Origin of the sequence: Microvirga sp. GCM10011540, from assembly GCF_042650665.1 — a bacterium.
Taxonomy (GTDB): domain Bacteria; phylum Pseudomonadota; class Alphaproteobacteria; order Rhizobiales; family Beijerinckiaceae; genus Microvirga; species Microvirga lenta.
This window is the reverse complement of sequence record NZ_JBHSBQ010000134.1, coordinates 1-16506: the sequence shown is the minus strand read 5'-3', so window position 1 is coordinate 16506 and position 16506 is coordinate 1. Positions and strand designations below refer to the sequence as shown.

At 67.6% G+C, this 16506-nt stretch carries 21 protein-coding genes and 3 pseudogenes; 18 read left to right on the top strand and 6 right to left on the bottom strand.

Going from position 1 to position 16506, the window contains the following annotated elements; translation table 11 throughout:
• Positions 1–130: 130 nt before the first annotated feature.
• Entirely contained in the window at positions 131–1030 is a 900-nt protein-coding gene (locus ACFOYU_RS20155; protein ID WP_377034996.1) for a protein-L-isoaspartate O-methyltransferase, read from the bottom strand.
• 663 nt (positions 1031–1693) lie between these two features.
• On the opposite strand from ACFOYU_RS20155, the gene ACFOYU_RS20150 reads away from it, so the two are divergent.
• From ACFOYU_RS20150 to ACFOYU_RS20135, 4 genes are all read left to right on the top strand, one after another.
• Positions 1694–1927, top strand: coding sequence for a hypothetical protein (locus tag ACFOYU_RS20150; RefSeq protein ID WP_377034995.1), 234 nt, complete (start codon positions 1694–1696; stop codon positions 1925–1927).
• A 110-nt stretch (positions 1928–2037) separates the two neighbouring features.
• A complete protein-coding gene (locus tag ACFOYU_RS20145; RefSeq protein WP_377034994.1) occupies positions 2038–2712 on the top strand; it encodes a hypothetical protein in 675 nt (224 codons plus the stop codon).
• A gap of 140 nt (positions 2713–2852) precedes the next feature.
• The gene (locus ACFOYU_RS20140) at positions 2853–3272 is read left to right on the top strand and encodes a DUF2267 domain-containing protein (protein WP_377034993.1); all 420 of its coding nucleotides are present in this window, start codon (positions 2853–2855) and stop codon (positions 3270–3272) included.
• Positions 3273–3366: 94 nt separating this feature from the next.
• Complete coding sequence (locus ACFOYU_RS20135; RefSeq protein ID WP_377034992.1) at positions 3367–4518, top strand: phage portal protein; 1152 nt, start codon at positions 3367–3369, stop codon at positions 4516–4518.
• A 478-nt stretch (positions 4519–4996) separates the two neighbouring features.
• Here the strand turns inward: ACFOYU_RS20135 and ACFOYU_RS20130 are convergent, their stop codons facing one another.
• Positions 4997–5359, bottom strand: coding sequence for a DUF4174 domain-containing protein (locus tag ACFOYU_RS20130; RefSeq protein WP_377034991.1), 363 nt, complete (start codon positions 5357–5359; stop codon positions 4997–4999).
• 161 nt (positions 5360–5520) lie between these two features.
• Between ACFOYU_RS20130 and ACFOYU_RS20125 the strand changes: the two genes are divergently transcribed.
• From ACFOYU_RS20125 to ACFOYU_RS20095, 7 genes and pseudogenes are all read left to right on the top strand, one after another.
• A complete protein-coding gene (locus ACFOYU_RS20125) occupies positions 5521–5721 on the top strand; it encodes a hypothetical protein (RefSeq protein WP_226741314.1) in 201 nt (66 codons plus the stop codon).
• Positions 5718–5891 carry a hypothetical protein gene (locus ACFOYU_RS20120; protein WP_377034990.1) on the top strand — a complete coding sequence of 58 codons (174 nt, stop codon included), beginning with the start codon at positions 5718–5720 and terminating at the stop codon, positions 5889–5891. The genes ACFOYU_RS20125 and ACFOYU_RS20120 overlap by 4 nt, the downstream gene beginning before the upstream one ends.
• Positions 5888–6424, top strand: a complete 537-nt coding sequence (locus tag ACFOYU_RS20115) for an HK97 family phage prohead protease (RefSeq protein ID WP_377034989.1) — start codon at positions 5888–5890, stop codon at positions 6422–6424. Before ACFOYU_RS20120 ends, ACFOYU_RS20115 begins: the two co-directional genes overlap by 4 nt.
• 104 nt (positions 6425–6528) lie before the next feature.
• Positions 6529–6744, top strand: a complete 216-nt coding sequence (locus tag ACFOYU_RS20110; protein WP_226741311.1) for a hypothetical protein — start codon at positions 6529–6531, stop codon at positions 6742–6744.
• Positions 6745–6868: 124 nt separating this feature from the next.
• Positions 6869–7978: pseudogene (locus ACFOYU_RS20105) on the top strand (phage major capsid protein); the annotation flags it as partial.
• A 79-nt stretch (positions 7979–8057) separates the two neighbouring features.
• A complete protein-coding gene (locus ACFOYU_RS20100; RefSeq protein WP_377034988.1) occupies positions 8058–9227 on the top strand; it encodes an IS110 family transposase in 1170 nt (389 codons plus the stop codon).
• A gap of 531 nt (positions 9228–9758) precedes the next feature.
• Positions 9759–10538 carry a Crp/Fnr family transcriptional regulator gene (locus ACFOYU_RS20095; RefSeq protein WP_377034987.1) on the top strand — a complete coding sequence of 260 codons (780 nt, stop codon included), beginning with the start codon at positions 9759–9761 and terminating at the stop codon, positions 10536–10538.
• Between the two features lie 20 nt (positions 10539–10558).
• Here ACFOYU_RS20095 and ACFOYU_RS20090 read toward each other — a convergent pair whose 3' ends face one another.
• Together ACFOYU_RS20090 and ACFOYU_RS20085 are read right to left on the bottom strand one after the other, a co-directional pair.
• Positions 10559–11353, bottom strand: coding sequence for a S1 family peptidase (locus tag ACFOYU_RS20090; RefSeq protein WP_377034986.1), 795 nt, complete (start codon positions 11351–11353; stop codon positions 10559–10561).
• 75 nt (positions 11354–11428) lie between these two features.
• Positions 11429–12175 (bottom strand): S1 family peptidase, encoded by a 747-nt coding sequence (locus ACFOYU_RS20085; RefSeq protein ID WP_377034985.1) that lies wholly within the window; start codon positions 12173–12175, stop codon positions 11429–11431.
• 19 nt (positions 12176–12194) lie between these two features.
• Between ACFOYU_RS20085 and ACFOYU_RS20080 the strand changes: the two genes are divergently transcribed.
• The 6 genes and pseudogenes from ACFOYU_RS20080 (at position 12195) to ACFOYU_RS20055 (ending at position 15273) form a co-directional block, all read left to right on the top strand.
• Complete coding sequence (locus ACFOYU_RS20080) at positions 12195–12755, top strand: hypothetical protein (RefSeq protein ID WP_377034984.1); 561 nt, start codon at positions 12195–12197, stop codon at positions 12753–12755.
• Between the two features lie 211 nt (positions 12756–12966).
• Positions 12967–13173: a phage head closure protein gene (locus ACFOYU_RS20075; RefSeq protein WP_377034983.1), complete on the top strand. Its 207-nt coding sequence runs from the start codon at positions 12967–12969 to the stop codon at positions 13171–13173.
• Positions 13170–13463 (top strand): DUF3168 domain-containing protein, encoded by a 294-nt coding sequence (locus ACFOYU_RS20070; protein ID WP_377034982.1) that lies wholly within the window; start codon positions 13170–13172, stop codon positions 13461–13463. The genes ACFOYU_RS20075 and ACFOYU_RS20070 overlap by 4 nt, the downstream gene beginning before the upstream one ends.
• A 291-nt stretch (positions 13464–13754) precedes the next feature.
• A pseudogene (locus tag ACFOYU_RS20065) lies at positions 13755–14164 on the top strand (phage major tail protein, TP901-1 family).
• Positions 14165–14707: 543 nt separating this feature from the next.
• Positions 14708–15046 carry a gene transfer agent family protein gene (locus ACFOYU_RS20060; protein WP_377034981.1) on the top strand — a complete coding sequence of 113 codons (339 nt, stop codon included), beginning with the start codon at positions 14708–14710 and terminating at the stop codon, positions 15044–15046.
• Positions 15043–15273 carry a phage tail assembly chaperone gene (locus ACFOYU_RS20055; RefSeq protein WP_377034980.1) on the top strand — a complete coding sequence of 77 codons (231 nt, stop codon included), beginning with the start codon at positions 15043–15045 and terminating at the stop codon, positions 15271–15273. The genes ACFOYU_RS20060 and ACFOYU_RS20055 overlap by 4 nt, the downstream gene beginning before the upstream one ends.
• Before the next feature lie 125 nt (positions 15274–15398).
• On the opposite strand, the gene ACFOYU_RS20050 is transcribed toward ACFOYU_RS20055, so the two are convergent.
• On the bottom strand, positions 15399–15623 hold the full coding sequence (locus tag ACFOYU_RS20050) for a hypothetical protein (RefSeq protein ID WP_377034979.1): 225 nt from the start codon (positions 15621–15623) through the stop codon (positions 15399–15401).
• On the opposite strand from ACFOYU_RS20050, the gene ACFOYU_RS20045 reads away from it, so the two are divergent.
• Positions 15607–16371 carry a phage tail tape measure protein gene (locus tag ACFOYU_RS20045; protein ID WP_377034978.1) on the top strand — a complete coding sequence of 255 codons (765 nt, stop codon included), beginning with the start codon at positions 15607–15609 and terminating at the stop codon, positions 16369–16371. The genes ACFOYU_RS20050 and ACFOYU_RS20045 overlap by 17 nt on opposite strands.
• A gap of 27 nt (positions 16372–16398) precedes the next feature.
• Here the strand turns inward: ACFOYU_RS20045 and ACFOYU_RS20040 are convergent.
• Positions 16399–16506, bottom strand: a pseudogene (locus ACFOYU_RS20040) (IS110 family transposase); the annotation flags it as partial.

Sequence of the window (16506 nt, the reverse complement as noted above, 5' to 3'; positions counted from 1 at the left end):
AATTTAGACTGTCGTTGTTGCCGATTGATTGCCGGAATGTTCCGATTTTGATCGTGATCATCCGCAACAATATTTACCGGCAAGCGGTATTGTGGGAACCTATCGTGAACGCGGCCGACGCCGGGGCCGGTCAGGCGGCCTCGTCGTAGCTCAGGCTCCAGTCCGGTCCGCTGAACCAGCAGCGCCCGGGATCGCCCGGCTCCTTCCAGGCAAGGCTGCGCACGAACTCGACGCCGCCCCGCTCGAAGGCGGCTTTCAGGGCTGCGCTCTCCTCGGGGCTTCCGGCGAGCGCACCTTCCGCGCAGACGAAATAGGCCGCGCCGAGCCAGCGCGCCGCGAAGCCTCCGGCGCGGCGCTCGATGCGCAGGCCGGCGCCGTGGAGCGTGTGCATTCCGCCGACCGGGCTGCGCTGCGGACGCGGCACGCCGAGGGGAAAGATCAGACGGCCGCCCAGAGCGAGACGCTCGATCCAGGCATCCGCCGGACGCTGCACGAGAAAATTGACATAGACGCAGTCCACCTCCTCCCGGGGCCATTCGGCGCCGTCCCCCTGGACGACGGTGACGTTGGCCAAGGGCTCGAGATTGCGCCGGGCCATGTCGGCGAGGGCTGGATCGAACTCGACCGCGAGAACCTGCCCCAAGCTGCCGACGAGATCCGCGATCAGCGCGGTGTAGTAGCCGGTTCCGGCGCCAATATGCGCCACGCGTTCGCCAGGTTTCAGCCCAGCCTGATGCAGCCAGCGCGCATGGAGGGACGGGGAGCCGTTATTGACGCCGCGCGAGGGCGAAAGCGCGAAATTGACGTCCTGATAGACGAGCACCGGGTCGCCGGAGGGCAGGGGCTTGTAGCCGCCGAAGCCCGACATGAGCCAGGGCGGGGCGCCGAGGAAGTGCTCGCGCGGAACGCTGGCGAAAGCCTCCTCCAGCCGGAAATCATACTCGATTCCGGCCACGGCCAGCATCTGCCGGGCATAAGCGCGCCGGACAATGGAGAGGGCCTTGTCGTCGAACACGATGCTGCCGGACATTCGGTGCCTTCCTGCCGTCGAGGGAATCGTTGCGACTCGCCGGCAGGATAGCCGCAACGGGCAATTCGCGGGGGATCGATAGCGCTACGCGGCTCTCCTCCCCGGATCGCGCCCGGTTCGAAGGCTCACGCGGATGGCGCCGACCGGCTCTCCTCCCCACGGACCTCGCCCGGCTCGAAGACTCACGCTGGAAGCGCCGAGCGGCTCTCCTCCCTCTTGTGGGGAGGCGGTGGAGGTGGGGTGTGAGCGAGAGCCTATGAAGGTGTGGCGCTGGCACCCCCACCCTGGCCCTCCCCACAAGGGGGAGGGAAGACCGTTGTGCTGAACACCGCCACATCCGGTACAGCCGCAATCCCTCAGATGACGACGGAGTTGCAGCGCTGCTGGATCGAAGCGGGCTGCATCCGCATCCCGCGAAAAAGAAAGGATTCACAGCCTCGCCGGAATCCACCTTGACAGCGCGACGCTCTTAGAGTACAAAACAAGAACACTGACGAAGTGTGAATGAGACCCGTGCCCCCCGGCCTCTTAGCTCTCCTGTCAGTCTGCAACCGCCCAAGCCTCCGGCCTGGGCGGTTTTTTATTCCCCCTTCCGGGGCCCTCGCAGGCGCGACCTTCGCCTCGGGCCCCGGCATTCGTTTCAGTAATATTCGGAGATCGCCCATGGCCGCACGTACCCGCATCGAATGGGTCACCCTCGGCGAGGGCCGTTCCCTGAACGGGTCGGCTCACAACATCATCCAGCGCCTGCACGGCTCCGCCGTGATCCTCAACGTCAAGACGGCGCCGACGGCGGGCGCGGCGCGACCGGCGGCGCCGGATTTCGGCTCGCGCGCCTCGGGCTATGCGCTGGTGCGCTGCCTGGGCGGGTCGGACAATCCCGTCGCCGTCGCCTGAGGTGAAGACCCGGCCGCATCGGCGGCGAACGGCAAGCTGATCGCGCCGGGGGAGGAGGTGCCGGTCTTCTGCGAGCCGGGCACCCTGTTCTCCTTCGTCGAGATCGCCTGATGGTCGCCTACAGCTTCGGCTACGGCTACGGGCTGCAGCGGCGCCGGAGGCGAACCCGTTCCCCCGTCGCGATGCCGGGCCCGATGATCCGCCTCGATTTCGCCCATGCGCAAACTGCGCCCCTCGTGGTGCCGAGCACCGGCACGGACACGACGGAATGGCGCCCGAAACCCGGCGAGGAGCCGGCACTCGTCGCGCTGGGCGAGGGCAGGGCGCTGCAATTCACCGCTGCGCAGATCCTCGAAACCGCCGCCACTCTTCCCGCAGGTCCGTTCACGGTGCTGATGCTCGTGAAGAACGCCAGCCTCGACGGGCAGGGGGTGTATTTCACCGCCAGGAGCTCGCCGCTGCCCTACATGCTCTGGCGCGGACAGCCGGGCGGCGCGAGCCTCAATGCGGGCACCGCCGGCAACGGCAGCCGCGCGGTCGGCGGAACGGTGGTGCCGGGCGTCTGGCGCGCCTTCTGCGTCACCTTCGATCCGGCGCTGCCGTCCAACCACCTCAAGGTCCACATGGACGGCGAGGTGGTGGCCCAGGCCGCCCGTGATGCCCTGCCGCACGCTAGGGCCCTCTGGGCCCAGATGGCGCCGATGGTCGAGGGCGAGCCGACCGCGCGGTTCCTGGAGGTGGCGGCCATGAAGGACACCGCCATGCAGGGCGTCGTGATGGCATGACCGGCGCTCCGGGTCGTTCCTGCGGGACACGGCCTGCCAACTGCTCCTCGGGATGAGACGGAAGGTCGACCGCGCACGCCCCGGACGGGATCGTGCTATGACCCGGTTCGTGAAGCATCGCGACACGGACCGGACGGCCCATGACGATACCGATGGAGTTCCAGCACGCCTCGGAGAATTTCGAGAGATTCCTGGCCGATGCGCGGGATCTCGCGGGTCTTGCGACCCGCAACCAGACCTACACGATGGTGCAGGCCGTTCTCCAGGTCTTCCGCCGTCGCCTCGCGGTGAAGGAGGCGATCCGCTTCGCCAGCGCGCTGCCGCCCGTCCTGCGGGCGCTGTTCGTGACCGACTGGGACGTGGACGAGCCGAGGCTTCCCTTCGCGGATCGCGCCGCAATGACCCGGGAGGTGCAGGCCGTCCGCCGCCACCACAACTTTGCGCCCGACAGCTCGATCCGGGACGTGGCGGCGGCCCTGCGGCGCCACGCGGACGGGGACGGGCTGGACCGGGTCCTCGCCGATTTGCCGGAGGCGGCGCGGGAGTTCTGGAGCACCTGATCCGATACGGGCCTCTTTACGGGCCTCATGGCGGCTGAACCGGACCGGCGCCGCATCCACCCATCTTCGCCCCGCCGGGGCAGGAGCCTCTTTCATGATCGATCTGCTGACGCGCTGGCTTCAGGCGCGGCCCGAAGCCAAGGCCTCGCGCACGCAAGGGGCCATCGCGCTCTACGTGGCGGGACATCCCGTCTGGACGCCGCGGGATTACACGGCGCTCTCGCGCGAGGGATTCCAGAAGAACGCGGTCGTGCATCGCGCCGTGCGGCTGGTGGCCGAGGCGGCGGCGTCGCTGCCGCTGGTGCTCAGGCGCGGGGCGGGGGAACTCGCCGAGCATCCGCTCCTGGCGCTTCTCGCCCGGCCCAACATGCGGGAGGGCGGGCAGCGTTTCCTGGAGAGCGTCTATGGGCATCTCATGGTGTCCGGCAATGCCTATGTGGAGGCCGTGCAGGTGGACGGTATGCCGCGCGAACTCCACGCGCTGCGGCCCGACCGGATGCGCGTGGTGCCGGGCGCGGACGGCTGGCCCGCCGCCTACGACTACACCGTGGGCGGCGAGACGATCCGCTTCGCGCCGAGGGCCGGGGAGGCGGTGCCGCCGGTCCTGCATCTCACGCTGTTCCATCCGGCGGACGATCATTACGGCCTGTCGCCCATGGAGGCGGCGGCGACGGCGCTCGACATCCACAACGCGGCGGGCGCCTGGAACAAGGCGCTCCTCGACAATGCGGTGCGGCCCTCCGGCGCGCTGGTGGTCGGCGGCGCGTCGCTCACGGATGCGCAGTTCGACCGGCTCAAAGGGGAGCTCGACACGCAATACCAGGGCTCCGCCAATGCGGGCCGCCCGCTGCTGCTGGAAGGCGGCCTCGACTGGAAGCCCCTGTCGCTGTCGCCGAAGGACATGGACTTCGTCGAGGCCAAGGCGGCGGCCGCGCGGGAGATCGCGCTCGCCTTCGGCGTGCCGCCGCTGCTGCTCGGGCTGCCCGGCGACAGCACGCACGCCAATTACGCGGAGGCCAACCGCGCCTTCTACCGCCAGACGGTCATCCCGCTCGTGCGCCGCACGGCCGAAGCCCTCGCGCACTGGCTCTCGCCCGCCTTCGGCGAGACGCTGACGCTCATGCCCGACCTCGACGCCATCGAGGCGCTGGCCGAGGAGCGCGAAAGCCTGTGGCGGCGCGTCTCGGCGGCGGCGTTTCTCAGCGACGACGAGAAACGTGAGGCGGTGGGATATGGGCGGCGGTGAGCGGCACAGATGTTTCGATGCGCCACCTCAATCATTCCGGGGCCGCGTAGCGGAGCCCGACCCGAAGGGGCACACGAAGCGGGCAAACCCAGAACCACTGACGGTTCAGGATGAGCGGCAACGTTGTCGCTCCTTCCTGCGATGCTGACGTTTATGGGTTCCGGGCTCGGCTCTGACGAGCCGCCCCGGAATGACGGGCGTGGGAGCACTCAATGCCGCTTGAAGGCGTGGATGGCCGGGACGCGCCGCGCTCCTGTGAGTGACGACACGGCCGACCATCGCGACCCCTCGCAGTGGATCTTCTATGTGACGCCATCCGATCTGTTGCCAAACAACAAGATCATCGCTCTTTCGCGCGTACGGAGTCTTGCCGAGCTAGTCGGATACGCCGATCTCCTGGCGAGCGTAGAGAGAGTTCGCCGGGCGAGATCGGGCTTTGAAACTCAGGTCAATGGGTCGGTGTGAGTGCGTTTGGGCCCTATTGCTCCCGCATCTCCGCCCTTCGCATCGGCATGGTGTCGATCAGCCCGAAGATCTCGGCCGGGGTGACGGGTTTGTGCTCGCGCCGCTTCACGCCGCCGTCCTTGCCGATCAGCAGGGCCGTGAAGGGCGTTCCGGCCTCCACGCCGTAACAGGCCCGCAGGGCCGCCGCGTCGGCGCCGGAGGGGACGTCTCCGAAAACGGGATCGATCCAGTCGCCGACCACTGCGAGAACGACCATGTCGCGCTCCGCGAGCGCATCGCGGTCGGCCAGGAAGGCGCCGGTCTGCTCGTCGACCCGCGGGCCGGCTGCATCGGCGAAGACAAGAAGGACGCGCTTGTCGTTCCAGGACGACGGCATGGCTGAGGCTCCATCGGCAATAACGACGGCGGCTTTCGGATCGGCCACAGGGGCGACCCGAACCTGCCGCCCGGACCAGGAGGTAAGCCGCCGGACGGGCGCGGGTTGCACCGCGCCTCGTTCACCTCTCCGTATACCCCATATCCAGGCCAGAACAAATCATGAACATCTTTGATCAGGTCGCCGAAGCCGTGATCCGGCGCGGCGACCTTGCCCATCTCGCCCTGTTCGTCTGGGCAAGCGGGGCCTCCGCGCTGCTCGCCATGACCCTGCGCGATCTGTTCGCGGCCAACCGCCGCTTCGACGCCTTCGTGCGCGAGCTCGCCCTCTTCAACCGCCGCCACTCGGGAGACACCCCATGACCCGCGCCGCTTCCAAGGCCCCTTGCCGCGCCTCGACCCGCCCCGCCCGCAAGCCCAAGGCGGCGCGCGAGGCGCCGAACCGCGCCTCGCTCGTGTTCCGCGATTTCGTGCGCCAGCTCGAGAAGCTCGACGCCCGCCCGCTGAAGGCCGCCCGCGGCGGTGCGCGATGAAGGCCCGCACCCCTTTCACCCGCGAGGTGAAGCTCCTGGCCGAGCCGCTGAGCACCGTCGAGGCGGACGGGGTGTTCGAGGGCTATGCCAGCCTGTTCGGCATCACCGATCTCGGCAAGGACGTGGTGATGCCCGGCGCCTTCGCCGATAGCCTCGCCAAGCGCGGCGTCGCCGCCGTGCGCTTGCTCTGGCAGCACGATCCGTCCGAGCCCATCGGGCGCTGGCTCGCCATCGAGGAGGACCGGCGCGGACTCTTCGTGCGCGGCAGGCTCAACCTTGCGGTCGAGCGGGCGCGGGAGATCCATGCGTTGATGCGCGACGGCGCGGTCGACGGGCTGTCCATCGGCTTTTGCGTCGAGCGCGCCCGGGCCGAGCGGCCCACGGGCCTGCGCCGGCTCGAAAAGCTCGACCTGTGGGAAATCTCCGTCGTGACCTTCCCCATGCTGCCCGGCGCCCGCGTGGCGAGCGTGAAGGGCGGCAGGCCCGATCTGGCGGGCGCGATCCGCCGGGCCGCGGCCCGATTGTTCCCCTGAACCTTAGCTGCGACAGCGCGTTAGCTGAAAGCCCGCAGAGGGGCGGACGCTGCGGGCATCTTCGGGTGTCCGATATCTCAAGTCCGCTCGCCTGGGAGGTTTTGATGAAGAAGCTTGGATTTGTCGCTCTCCTGGCCCTCGCGGCCGCGGCCTGCACCACCACCGAGGAGCGGATCGGCGGCGCGGCCGTCGGCGCGGGCGTCGGTGCGGTGGCCGGTCCCGTCGGCGCGATCGCCGGCGGCGCCGTGGGCGCCGCGACGGCGCCGACGGTGGTCGACACGGTTCAGGACAATACGCGCACGGTTCGCCGTCGCCGCTGACCCTTTCCCTCACCGAGGGAAAACCGCAGGGCCCGCCATCCGGCGGGCCCTTTTTGTTGAAATCCATCCACCCGATTGAGTGACATGATCCCCCAGTGTTGAAACCAAGGCGCAATCCGCCGACGTGGCCCAGACCTTCGAGGATTTCGCTCGGGCCTTCGAGGCCTTCAAGGACGCCAACGACACCCGCCTCGGCGAGATTGAGACGCGCCTGACCGGGGACGTGGTGACGGACGAGAAGCTCGCCCCCATCGACGCCGCCCTCGACGACGCCAAGCGCCGCCTGGACCGCTTGGCCCTCGATCGCGCGCCCCCGCCCCTGGGCGACGGCGGGGAGGGAGCGCGCGATCCGGCGCAGGCCGAGCACAAGACCGCGTCCACGCCTATATCCGCAGCGGCGAGGCCTCGGGCTCAAGCGGCTCGAGGAGAAGGCCCTGTCGGCTGGCTCCGGACCGGACGGCGGCTATCTCGTGCCCGACATCGTGGAGCGCGAGGTGCTGCGGCGCCTGTCCGCGGTGTCGCCGATCCGTGCCATCTCGCCCGTGCGGGTGATTTCCGGCGGGCAATACAAGCGCGCCTTCTCGGCCTCGGGGCCGGCCACCGGCTGGGTCGGCGAGACGGCGGCCCGGCCACAGACGGCGGGCCCGACCCTTTCGGAGATGAGCTTCCCGGCCATGGAGCTCTATGCCATGCCGGCCGCGACCCAGACCCTTTCGACGACGCGGTGGTCGATATCGACCGCTGGATCGCGGAGAAGGTCGAATCCGCCTTCGCGGAACAGGAGGGCGCCGCCTTCGTCAATGGCGACGGCGTGAACAAGCCGAAGGGTTTCCTGGCCGCCGACACGGTGGAGGACGAGATCTGGGAATGGGGCCGCCTCGGCACGGTGCAGACCGGCGGCGCGGGCTTTCCGGCCACCAACCCGTCCGACGTTCTGGTGGAGCTGATCTACGCCCTGAAGACCGGCTACCGGCAGAACGCCGCCTTCGTGATGAACCGCAAGACGCAGAGCGCGATCCGCCGGTTCAAGGACGACAACGGCCAGTATCTCTGGGCGCCGCCCGCGAGCGCCGGGCAGGCCACGACCCTGATGGGCTTTCCCGTGACGGAGGCAGAGGACATGCCGGACATCGCGGCGGATGCCTGCGCGGTCGCCTTCGGGGACTTCAAGCGCGGCTATCTGGTGGTGGACCGGGCCGGGATGCGCGTGCTGCGCGATCCTTACTCCGCCAAGATGCCATGAGGAGGTGAGCAGCGGCTGGCTCTCTGCGAGAGTAAGGATGCCAACTCTTTCTTCCTGGAGGCGAAAGGCTATGCAAGCGACCGACCCCACGTCTACCACCCAGAACAAGTCTTCCGATCAGGCTACGATCTTTGTTTCTCTGGAGCTCAGTCGCGCCGTCTGGCTCGTGACTGCCTTGGTGCCGGGTGGCAACCAGAAGATGTCGCGCCATCAGGTGCCAGGCGGCGATCTGGCCGGGCTGCTGAGCCGCTTCGCAGAGCTGCAACGCAAGGCTCAGACCCGCACGGGCCAGTTCGCCCGGATCGTGGTGATCCAGGAGGCGGGACTGGACGGGTTCTGGATTCATCGCGCTCTGATCGCAGAAGAGATCGAGAGCTACGTCGTCGATCCCGCCTCGATTGCCGTCTCACGCCGGCATCGCCGCGCCAAGACTGACCGAATTGATGGAGAGGCTTTGGTCCGCACCTTGCTGGCCTACAATCGGGGCGAGCCGCGCGTCTGCGCCATGGTTCGTGTGCCGACACCAGACGAAGAGGACCAGCGGCGCCTCTGCCGTGAGCTGAAGACGCTCGTCGGCGAACGGGTCCGGCATGTCAACAGAGTGAAGGGGCTGTTCTTCTCGCAGGGTATTGCCGACTACGACCCGCGGCGTCCCGACAGACGGGCAAGACTGGACGAGCTGCGCACCGGCGATGGACGTCCCTTGCCGCCCCATCTGAAAGCCGTGGCGCAACGTGAACTGGAGATCATCGAGCTGCTGGATCGGCAGATCGAGACCGTGAAGGCCGAACGCGATGCCCTTCTGGTCGCGGCGCAAGCGGCGGAGGTTCCGTCAAAGGCGGTTGGGATACTGCTCGGCCTCAAGGGCATCGGCTCCGGCTTTGCTGGGGCGCTGTGGTCGGAAGGTCTGTTTCGGCACTTTGACAATCGGCGGCAGGTGGCGGCCTATGCTGGGCTGGCGCCGACGCCCTGGAAGAGTGGCAAGATCGATCACGAGCAGGGCGTGTCAAAAGCCGGCAATCCGCGCCTGCGCGCCATCCTGGTCGAGATGGCCTGGCTCTGGCTGCGGCATCAACCGGGATCAGCCCTTGCGCTGTGGTATCATGATCGGGTGCGCCGCCTGGGCGAGCGGAGGAAGAAAGTCACGATTGTTGCGCTGGCGAGGAAACTGCTTGTCGCACTCTGGAAGTACGTGACTCAAGGTGTGGTCATCGAGGGGGCGGCCCTGAAGGCGGCCTGATCCAGCCCATCCATTGAAATCTGATTACTTTCCCCAAGGCCTGATCAGCCTTGGCGGATCCGGGTGGACGAACCGGCGTAGGGTCTGGCCTGAACAGCCGTAGTTAAGAATGGTCACGTCCTCCCGAGCCCTGCCCGCAGAATGCGGGATGGTGGTGCAGCCGCTGTGAGCGGCGACCGTATGTGAGTTTGAGCGCGCGGTGCAAAAACGTGCTTGATGGACGGGCTCGGACCTGTGATCCCGCAACCGGGATGGAGAACTGAATGAACTGAAGCAATTCGACCTTGATCCAATCCTCCTCATGTGAGCCCTACGTGCTGTTCTACACCACCAAGCGGGTGGGCGGCGGCGTGCATGACTGCGCGGCGATCAAGCTCCTGAAGTTCGTCGCCTGAGCCGGCCGGAGGCTTCCGGCAGGTTCCGCGGCGGGTCCGGCCGGGTCCGCCGCGGAAGCCGGGCAGCATGGCAACCAAGCCGGGCCCCGGATGTTGGTCAATGGAGACCTCTCCTGAAAGATGCCCGGAGGCCCCCATGCTGATACCGCTCGTCAGGAAGCTCGAGACGTTCGCGAAAATGACTGCCGAAGACCGGCGGACGCTGGAGGAGGTTACTGATGACATTAGGGAATTCCGCCCGCGGCAGGACATCATCGGCGAGGACGAAAGACCCGATCACGTCCACCTGATGCTCAAGGACTGGGCCGCGCGCTACAAGATCCTTCCCGGAGGGGAGCGGCCGATCCTGGGCTATCTCATTCCCGGCGACCTCTGCGACGTTCACGTCACGCTGCTCGACGCGATGGATCATTCCATCACCACGCTCTCGGCCTGCACGATCGCGTTCATCGGGCGCGACAGGATCGACGCGATCCTGAGCGAGAACGGAACCCTGGCCCGCGCCCTGTGGTGGTCGACCCTGGTGGACGAAGCGATCCTGCGGGAGTGGCTCGTGACGGTGGGGCACCGCCCGGCCGACAAGCGGCTGGCCTATTTCATCTGCGAGATGCTGCTGCGCATGCGGGCCGCGGGCCTCGCGGACGGCAACAGTTTCGATCTGCCCGTGACCCAGGAGGAGATCGACGACACGATGGGGCTCTCCACCGTTCACGTGAACCGGACGCTGCAGGAGCTTCGCGCCCAGGGACTCGTCGCCTCGAAGGGAAGGCGCATGACCGTCAACGACCTGGAGCGCCTGTGCGCGTTCGCCGACTTCAACCCGAACTATCTCCATCAGCAGAATCAGCAGACGAGCCAACGGAGGGAGGGGCGGCACAAGACCGGGACGACGATGCAGGCCGGGTCCTGCCCCTGAGGGCCAGCCCCGTCGGGGCTTCAGCGCCGCATCCAGGCGGGCGGGATTCCGTCCAGGGAGCGGATACCCTCCATGATCCAGCCCAGATGCTCGGAAATCGGCGTCACGGCCGTCAGCCCGCCGCAGGCGCTGGTGTCGCGGCTGCGCAGGGCGCCGCTCGACCAGCTGACGATGCCGAGGAGGCGGTAGCCGCCGCGGGTCGCGGCCAGAACGGGGCCTCCGGAATCGCCGCGGCAGGCGCCCGCGCCCGTGGTCTCGGCGAGCCGGGTCCTGTCGGCGACGATGATCACCCGGTTCGCCACCTCCACCGGGCCGAGGGAGACCAGATCCGTCTGGCGCAGAATGCGCGCCGTGCGCCGCTGCCGCTCGGACAGAAGCCCGAACCCCGCGATGGTGACCCGGTTGCCCGTGTCGATGTCCACCGCGAGCCTCGGATCGAGCGGCGCGTAGTCGGGGCTGAGGGGCTGACCGAGCTTGAGGATCGCCAGGTCCACGCCGGGCTGGGTGCGCGGCGTCGTGCCGTGCACGAAGGTCGGGTGAACCGCCATCGCCACCACCGCGTAGCGCTGCGGACGGAAGGCGCGGTTCACCGCGACGACCCGGTAGGACGCCACGTCCATCATGCAATGGGCGGCGGTGAGCACGAGGTCCCGCGCGATCACCGCGCCGGAGCAGAGCTCGCCCGCGCTGTTCTCGATGTAGACCACCGAGCGCCGCAGGCCGTTCGGATCGCGGGTCGTGGTGCCCAGCAGCACGGCCTGCGCGGGAGCGGCAAAAAGCATGAAGGCGGCGATGAGGAACGGCAGGATGCGCATGGGAACGAGTGTGAGGGGTGGTGGGCGTTTCCACAAGTGAAGGTTTGGGGTAGGCCAATGGTTCCCTGAGGAATTTCAGGGCACCGCGGCGTTCCACCGCGCGCTTCGCCGCCAGCTCGCGAGAGTTTGATCGATCCATTGCCGCTGCGGCGCCACGAGGATGCCTTGCGTCACGTCTCCGCAGCTCTCTCCCTTGGCGGCAGTGGACCAGCTCGTGACCGCGACCACCGAATCTCCCGAGGCCATCGGCCCGCCTGAATCGCCCTGGCACGCGCCCATCGCGCCCGTACCCTTCGACCAGAGGAGAATCCGGCTCGGGCCGTAGGGCTCGATGACTGTCAGGGACGCGGTGCGGAACGTGCCCGTGGTCTTCGGGTCGTTGCGGCGGGCAAGGCCGTAGCCGCCCACCACGACGGTGCCGTTCTTCGCCGGCCATGACGCGCCGAGGGTCGCCGCCTCGAATCGTTCCGGCAGCGGTTCGGGAATGCGCAGCAGCGCGAGGTCGATGGAGCGGCGGCGGGTCTCGATGGCTTTCGCGTCGTAGGCCGGATGCACTGCCTTCGCGGCGGGCACGATCAGCACCGGCTCCCCCGACTCGTCGCGGAAATGCACCCTGTGCTCCGCCGCGCCCGTCACGCAATGGGCGGCGGTGAGCACCGCGTCCGGCGCCACGACGACGGCGCTGCACACGCCGCCGTTCGAACTCAGGACCATCACGCTCTGCCGCGCGAGAGGACCGTTGTCCTCGCGGCCGCCGACGATCGCCTGCGCGGCCGTCGCTGACAGGCCGAAAGCGAGGAGGAGGGTGGTGAGCCGTTTCATGAAAAGGATCCCTGTTTCCATGACCCCGATACTCGTCGAAGACCCCGCCGTCGAGCCTGTGAGCCTGCCGGAGATGAAGCTGCACCCGCGCGCCGACGGCGATGCGGAGGACGAACTCATCGGCGGCCTCGTGACGGCGGCGCGCCTGACGGTGGAAGCAGCCTCCCGGCGTGTGCTCGTGTCGCAGCGCTGGCGCGTGGTGCTGGATCGCTGGCCGGAGACTGGACTCCTCCTGCTGCCCCTGTCGCCCATCATCGCTGTGGAGAGCGTTTCGGTACGCGATTCTTCCGGTGCGGAAACCGAGATCGCGCCGAACCGCATCGAGGCCGACACGCTCAGCGATCCGCAAGGCCTCGCGGTCCTGCCGCCGCCGCAATCGCCGCTCGCCCGCAACGGCATCGCCGTCGCCGTGCGGGCCATGTTCTGGCCTGCGCCCGAGGACGTGCCCGCCACCTTGCGTCTCGCGATCCGCCTGCTCGTCGCCCGCTGGTTCGAGAACCGGGGCGACATGACCGGCGAGCAGACCCTGCCGCCGGAGACCCTCGCCCTCGTCACGCAATTCCGGCGCGCGCGGCTGTGAAAACCGCCGCCGCCGTTCCGGGCACTCCGCAGGGCTGAGCCCGGAGGGGCGGTGGAGACATCTCCCGTCATCCGAAAAGAACCATGCCATCCAAAACCCTTCCCATCGGCGCGCGGGCGCGCCGGTTCGTGCTCGAACTGCCGCTCGAAAGGCCCGACGGCTTCGGCGGCGTCATCCGATCCTATGCGCCGGGCCCCAGATCTGGGGCGCCATGGAAATGCTCTCGGGCGCCCAGCGCGTGCGCGCCGACCGGCCGGAACAGGCGCTCACCCACCGCATCACCCTGCGCTACCGCGAGGGCGTGACCGGCGCTATACGGATCGTCTGCGGCCTCCGGCGCTTCTCGATCCGCGCCGCGTCCGATCCCAACGGCTCACGGCGCGACCTCGTCTGCATCGTCGAGGAGATCAAGGCATGACGAGCCCGGTCCTGGCGCTGCGCCGCGCCATTCTCGATGCGGCGACGGCCGACCCGGACCTCGTCGCGCTCATGGGCGGCACCCTGCGGCTCCATGACGAGGCGCCCCGCGCCAGCGCCCCTGTCTATGCGCTATTCGGCGACCTAACCGCGCAGGACTGGTCGACGGATTTCGACCGGGGCCACGAACAGGATAAGCAGATCCTCGCCTGGGCCGAGCGCTTCGCCGCGATCCTCGACGATCGATCCTCGACGATGCGGCGCTTCCCCTCGACGGCCACCGCCTCGTGAACCTGCGCGTGACGGAACTCTCCGCCAGCCGCGACAAGGATAGCCAGCTCACCCGCGTGGCGCTAAATCTGCGCGCGGTGACGGAGGTGGGTTGACATTTTTTCAACGCCCCGCCGTCATCCCGGGGCCGCGAAGCGGAGCCCGGGACCCATAACCGCCAGCGTATCCGAGACATGCAGCGAGCGTGTCGCTTCATTCTGCATCGTCAGCGTCTATGGGTTCCGGGCTTTCGCTGCGCTCACCCCGGAATGACGGTGGAGCGTTCCTCATCGATCATGAAAGGAATCTTCCATGCCTGCACAGAAGGGCAAGGACCTGCTCGTCAAGATCGGCGATGCGGATGGCGGCTTCGTCACGGTGGCGGGGCTGCGCACGCGCCAGACCGCGTTCAACGCCGAAACAGTCGACGTGACGAACGAGGAATCCGCCGGACGCTGGCGCGAACTTCTCGCCGGGGTCCGCGTGCTCCGCGCGGGCATCACCGGCTCCGGCGTGTTCAAGAACGAAGCCTCCGACGCGCGCATGCGCCAGGTTTCCTCGACGGCGACATTCTGGCCTACCAGATCGTCGTTCCGGATTTCGGCCGCATCGAAGGCCCGTTCCAGATCACGAGTCTCGAATATCGCGGCGACCATGCGGGCGAGGTGACCTTCGAGATGGCCTTCGAATCCGCCGGCGCGCTCACCTTCGCGGCGTTGTGACAAGTGGCGCGGCCTGCACTCGGCGGCAGGTCGGGCCGTGCCCCTCGTTTCATCCTGCTTCGCCCCCGAAAGTCCGGCTCATCGTGCGCCGCGTTGCTTTCATCCCTCGGATCTCGCCCGGCTCGAAGACTCACGCTGGAAGCGCCGACCGGCTCTCCTCCCCACGAACCTCGGGTCCCGTCGGAGGCGCCGACCTGCTCTCCTCCCCTTGTGGGGAGGAGGTGGAGGTGGGGGTGTGGGCGCCATCCTGGTTCCAGTCCTGCGCTCACACCCCCACCCTGACCCTCCCCACAAGGGGGAGGGGATGAGGTCGCGCTGAACACCGCCACATCCACGACGGCCTCTCACCAGCTCCCACCCTCATCCTGAGGAGCCGCGAAGCGGCGTCTCGAAGGAGGCTCCAGTTCACTCCCGAGACGCCTCGTCCTTCGGGACGGTCCGGCATGACCTCCTCAGGATGAGGCATCCAACCGGGTGAGGGAGCGCCGGAACGGGTCTTCGTACGGTCCCGAACGACACCATCCATCACGAAAGGACACGATCATGCCCAACAGACGACGCGGCGAGGTCGCGCTGCAGATCGGCGAGGCGCGCTACACGCTCTGCCTCACCCTCGGGGCTCTCGCGGAGCTCGAGGATGCCTTCGGCGTGCAGGATCTCATGGCCCTGGCCGAGCGCTTCGGCACGGGTCGCCTGTCGAGCCGGGATCTCCTCGCGCTGCTCGCGATCTCCCTGCGCGGCGGCGGCCATGCGCTCACCGATGCAGAGGTGGCGAGCCTGCCCTTGAGCGACGGCATCGCGCCCGTGGCGGCGGCGATTGCGGATCTTCTCGCCGCGACCTTCGGAGCCGCTCCAAACCCTCCGCAGCCGCAGGGCGCGTGAGCGAGCCGCAGGCGTTTCCCTGGGACGACGCCATGATGTTCGCTTTGAGTGTCCTGCGGTGGAGCCCGTCCGCCTTCTGGCGCGCCACACCGCGCGAGCTGATCGCGGCGTGGGAGGGATTGAACGGTGGGCGAAGAGCGGAGCCGGCGCTGGGCCACGATCTCATGCGGCTGATGGCGGCATTTCCGGATGAACGAGGCACGGAAGGATCATCTGCGAACAAGTGACGACGGACCTGCGGACGACAGGCAACGCCTCGACATGTTCATCGGCCTCTCCGACCGTTTCGGTGCGTCCACGGCCAGTGCCTTCGCAAGGAATACTGCCGAGAGCGCCAGATCGGACGATGTCATCAATCCCTGGCTTTCTGCAACGCACTCCTCCTCAGGTGCGGAAAGTCGTCGGTTGTTCCTAGATATTTGATTCCACGCAATTCTATGCAGCCGATGTAAAGCCTTCGCCACCTGCAATAGGCGATGTTGACGGGTGCCGAGGCCGTGGCTTTCTCGGCCTCGTAGTCGCATTCATCCTGCATCCGCACCCATTCCTGCTGGGTGAGTTTGCTGGTGTCGAACACCAGGGATACCGGCTCCGACACGCAGGCGGCCAGGCTCAGGATCGGAATCAGGAACAGGTTTAAAGGAGATCGGATCGTGGCTGATCTTATCGATTTCAAGAATACGCAAAAAGAAGTTTTCAAAGATAAAGACCGGCAGCTCAATACGCTCATAGGTCTTTCCGACCGTTTCGGTGTGTCCATGGCCAGTGCCTTCGCAAAGAACATTGCCGAGGGCAAGAAGTTTGACGATGTTCTGAAGAATGTCCGGCAGACATTCACACAATTCGCTTTACGTAGCGCCATCGCGCCGCTGCAAAATTCCCTGACGAAAGGTCTCCAAAGCTTGCTTGGGGGCATATTCGACAATTCGCTGTCGGACGGGGCCGGCCTGTCCGAAGTCGGAAAGGGCATCGGCTCGTTCTTCGGCTCGCTTTTCGGCGGCGGGCAGGCCACGGCGCTCGCGCAGGGCGGCGTGCTCTCGCGCGGGATGGTGATGCCGTTCGCGCAAGGAGGCGTCATCGGCGCGCCGACCTATTTCCCGCTGGGGCGCGGCCTCGGGCTCATGGGCGAGCGCGGCGCCGAGGCCGTGATGCCTCTGGCGCGCGGGCCGGACGGACGGCTCGGCGTACAGGCGGGCGGAGCGGGGCGCTCCGCCTCGATCACGGTCAACATCGCGACCCCGGACGCGGAGAGCTTCCGCCGGTCCGAGGCGCAGGTTTCCGCCGCGCTGGCCCGGGCCGTGGCGCGGGGGCAGCGCGGGATGTGAGGACGGTACCTAGAGTATCCGTATTGATCAAGCGGGTTTTGAAGACCAGTTTCGCTGATCTCGCAAGAGCGCATTGGCCAGGATGATGAGCTTTCGCATGATGGCGGTCAGGGCGACTTTCGCCGGCTTGCCCGC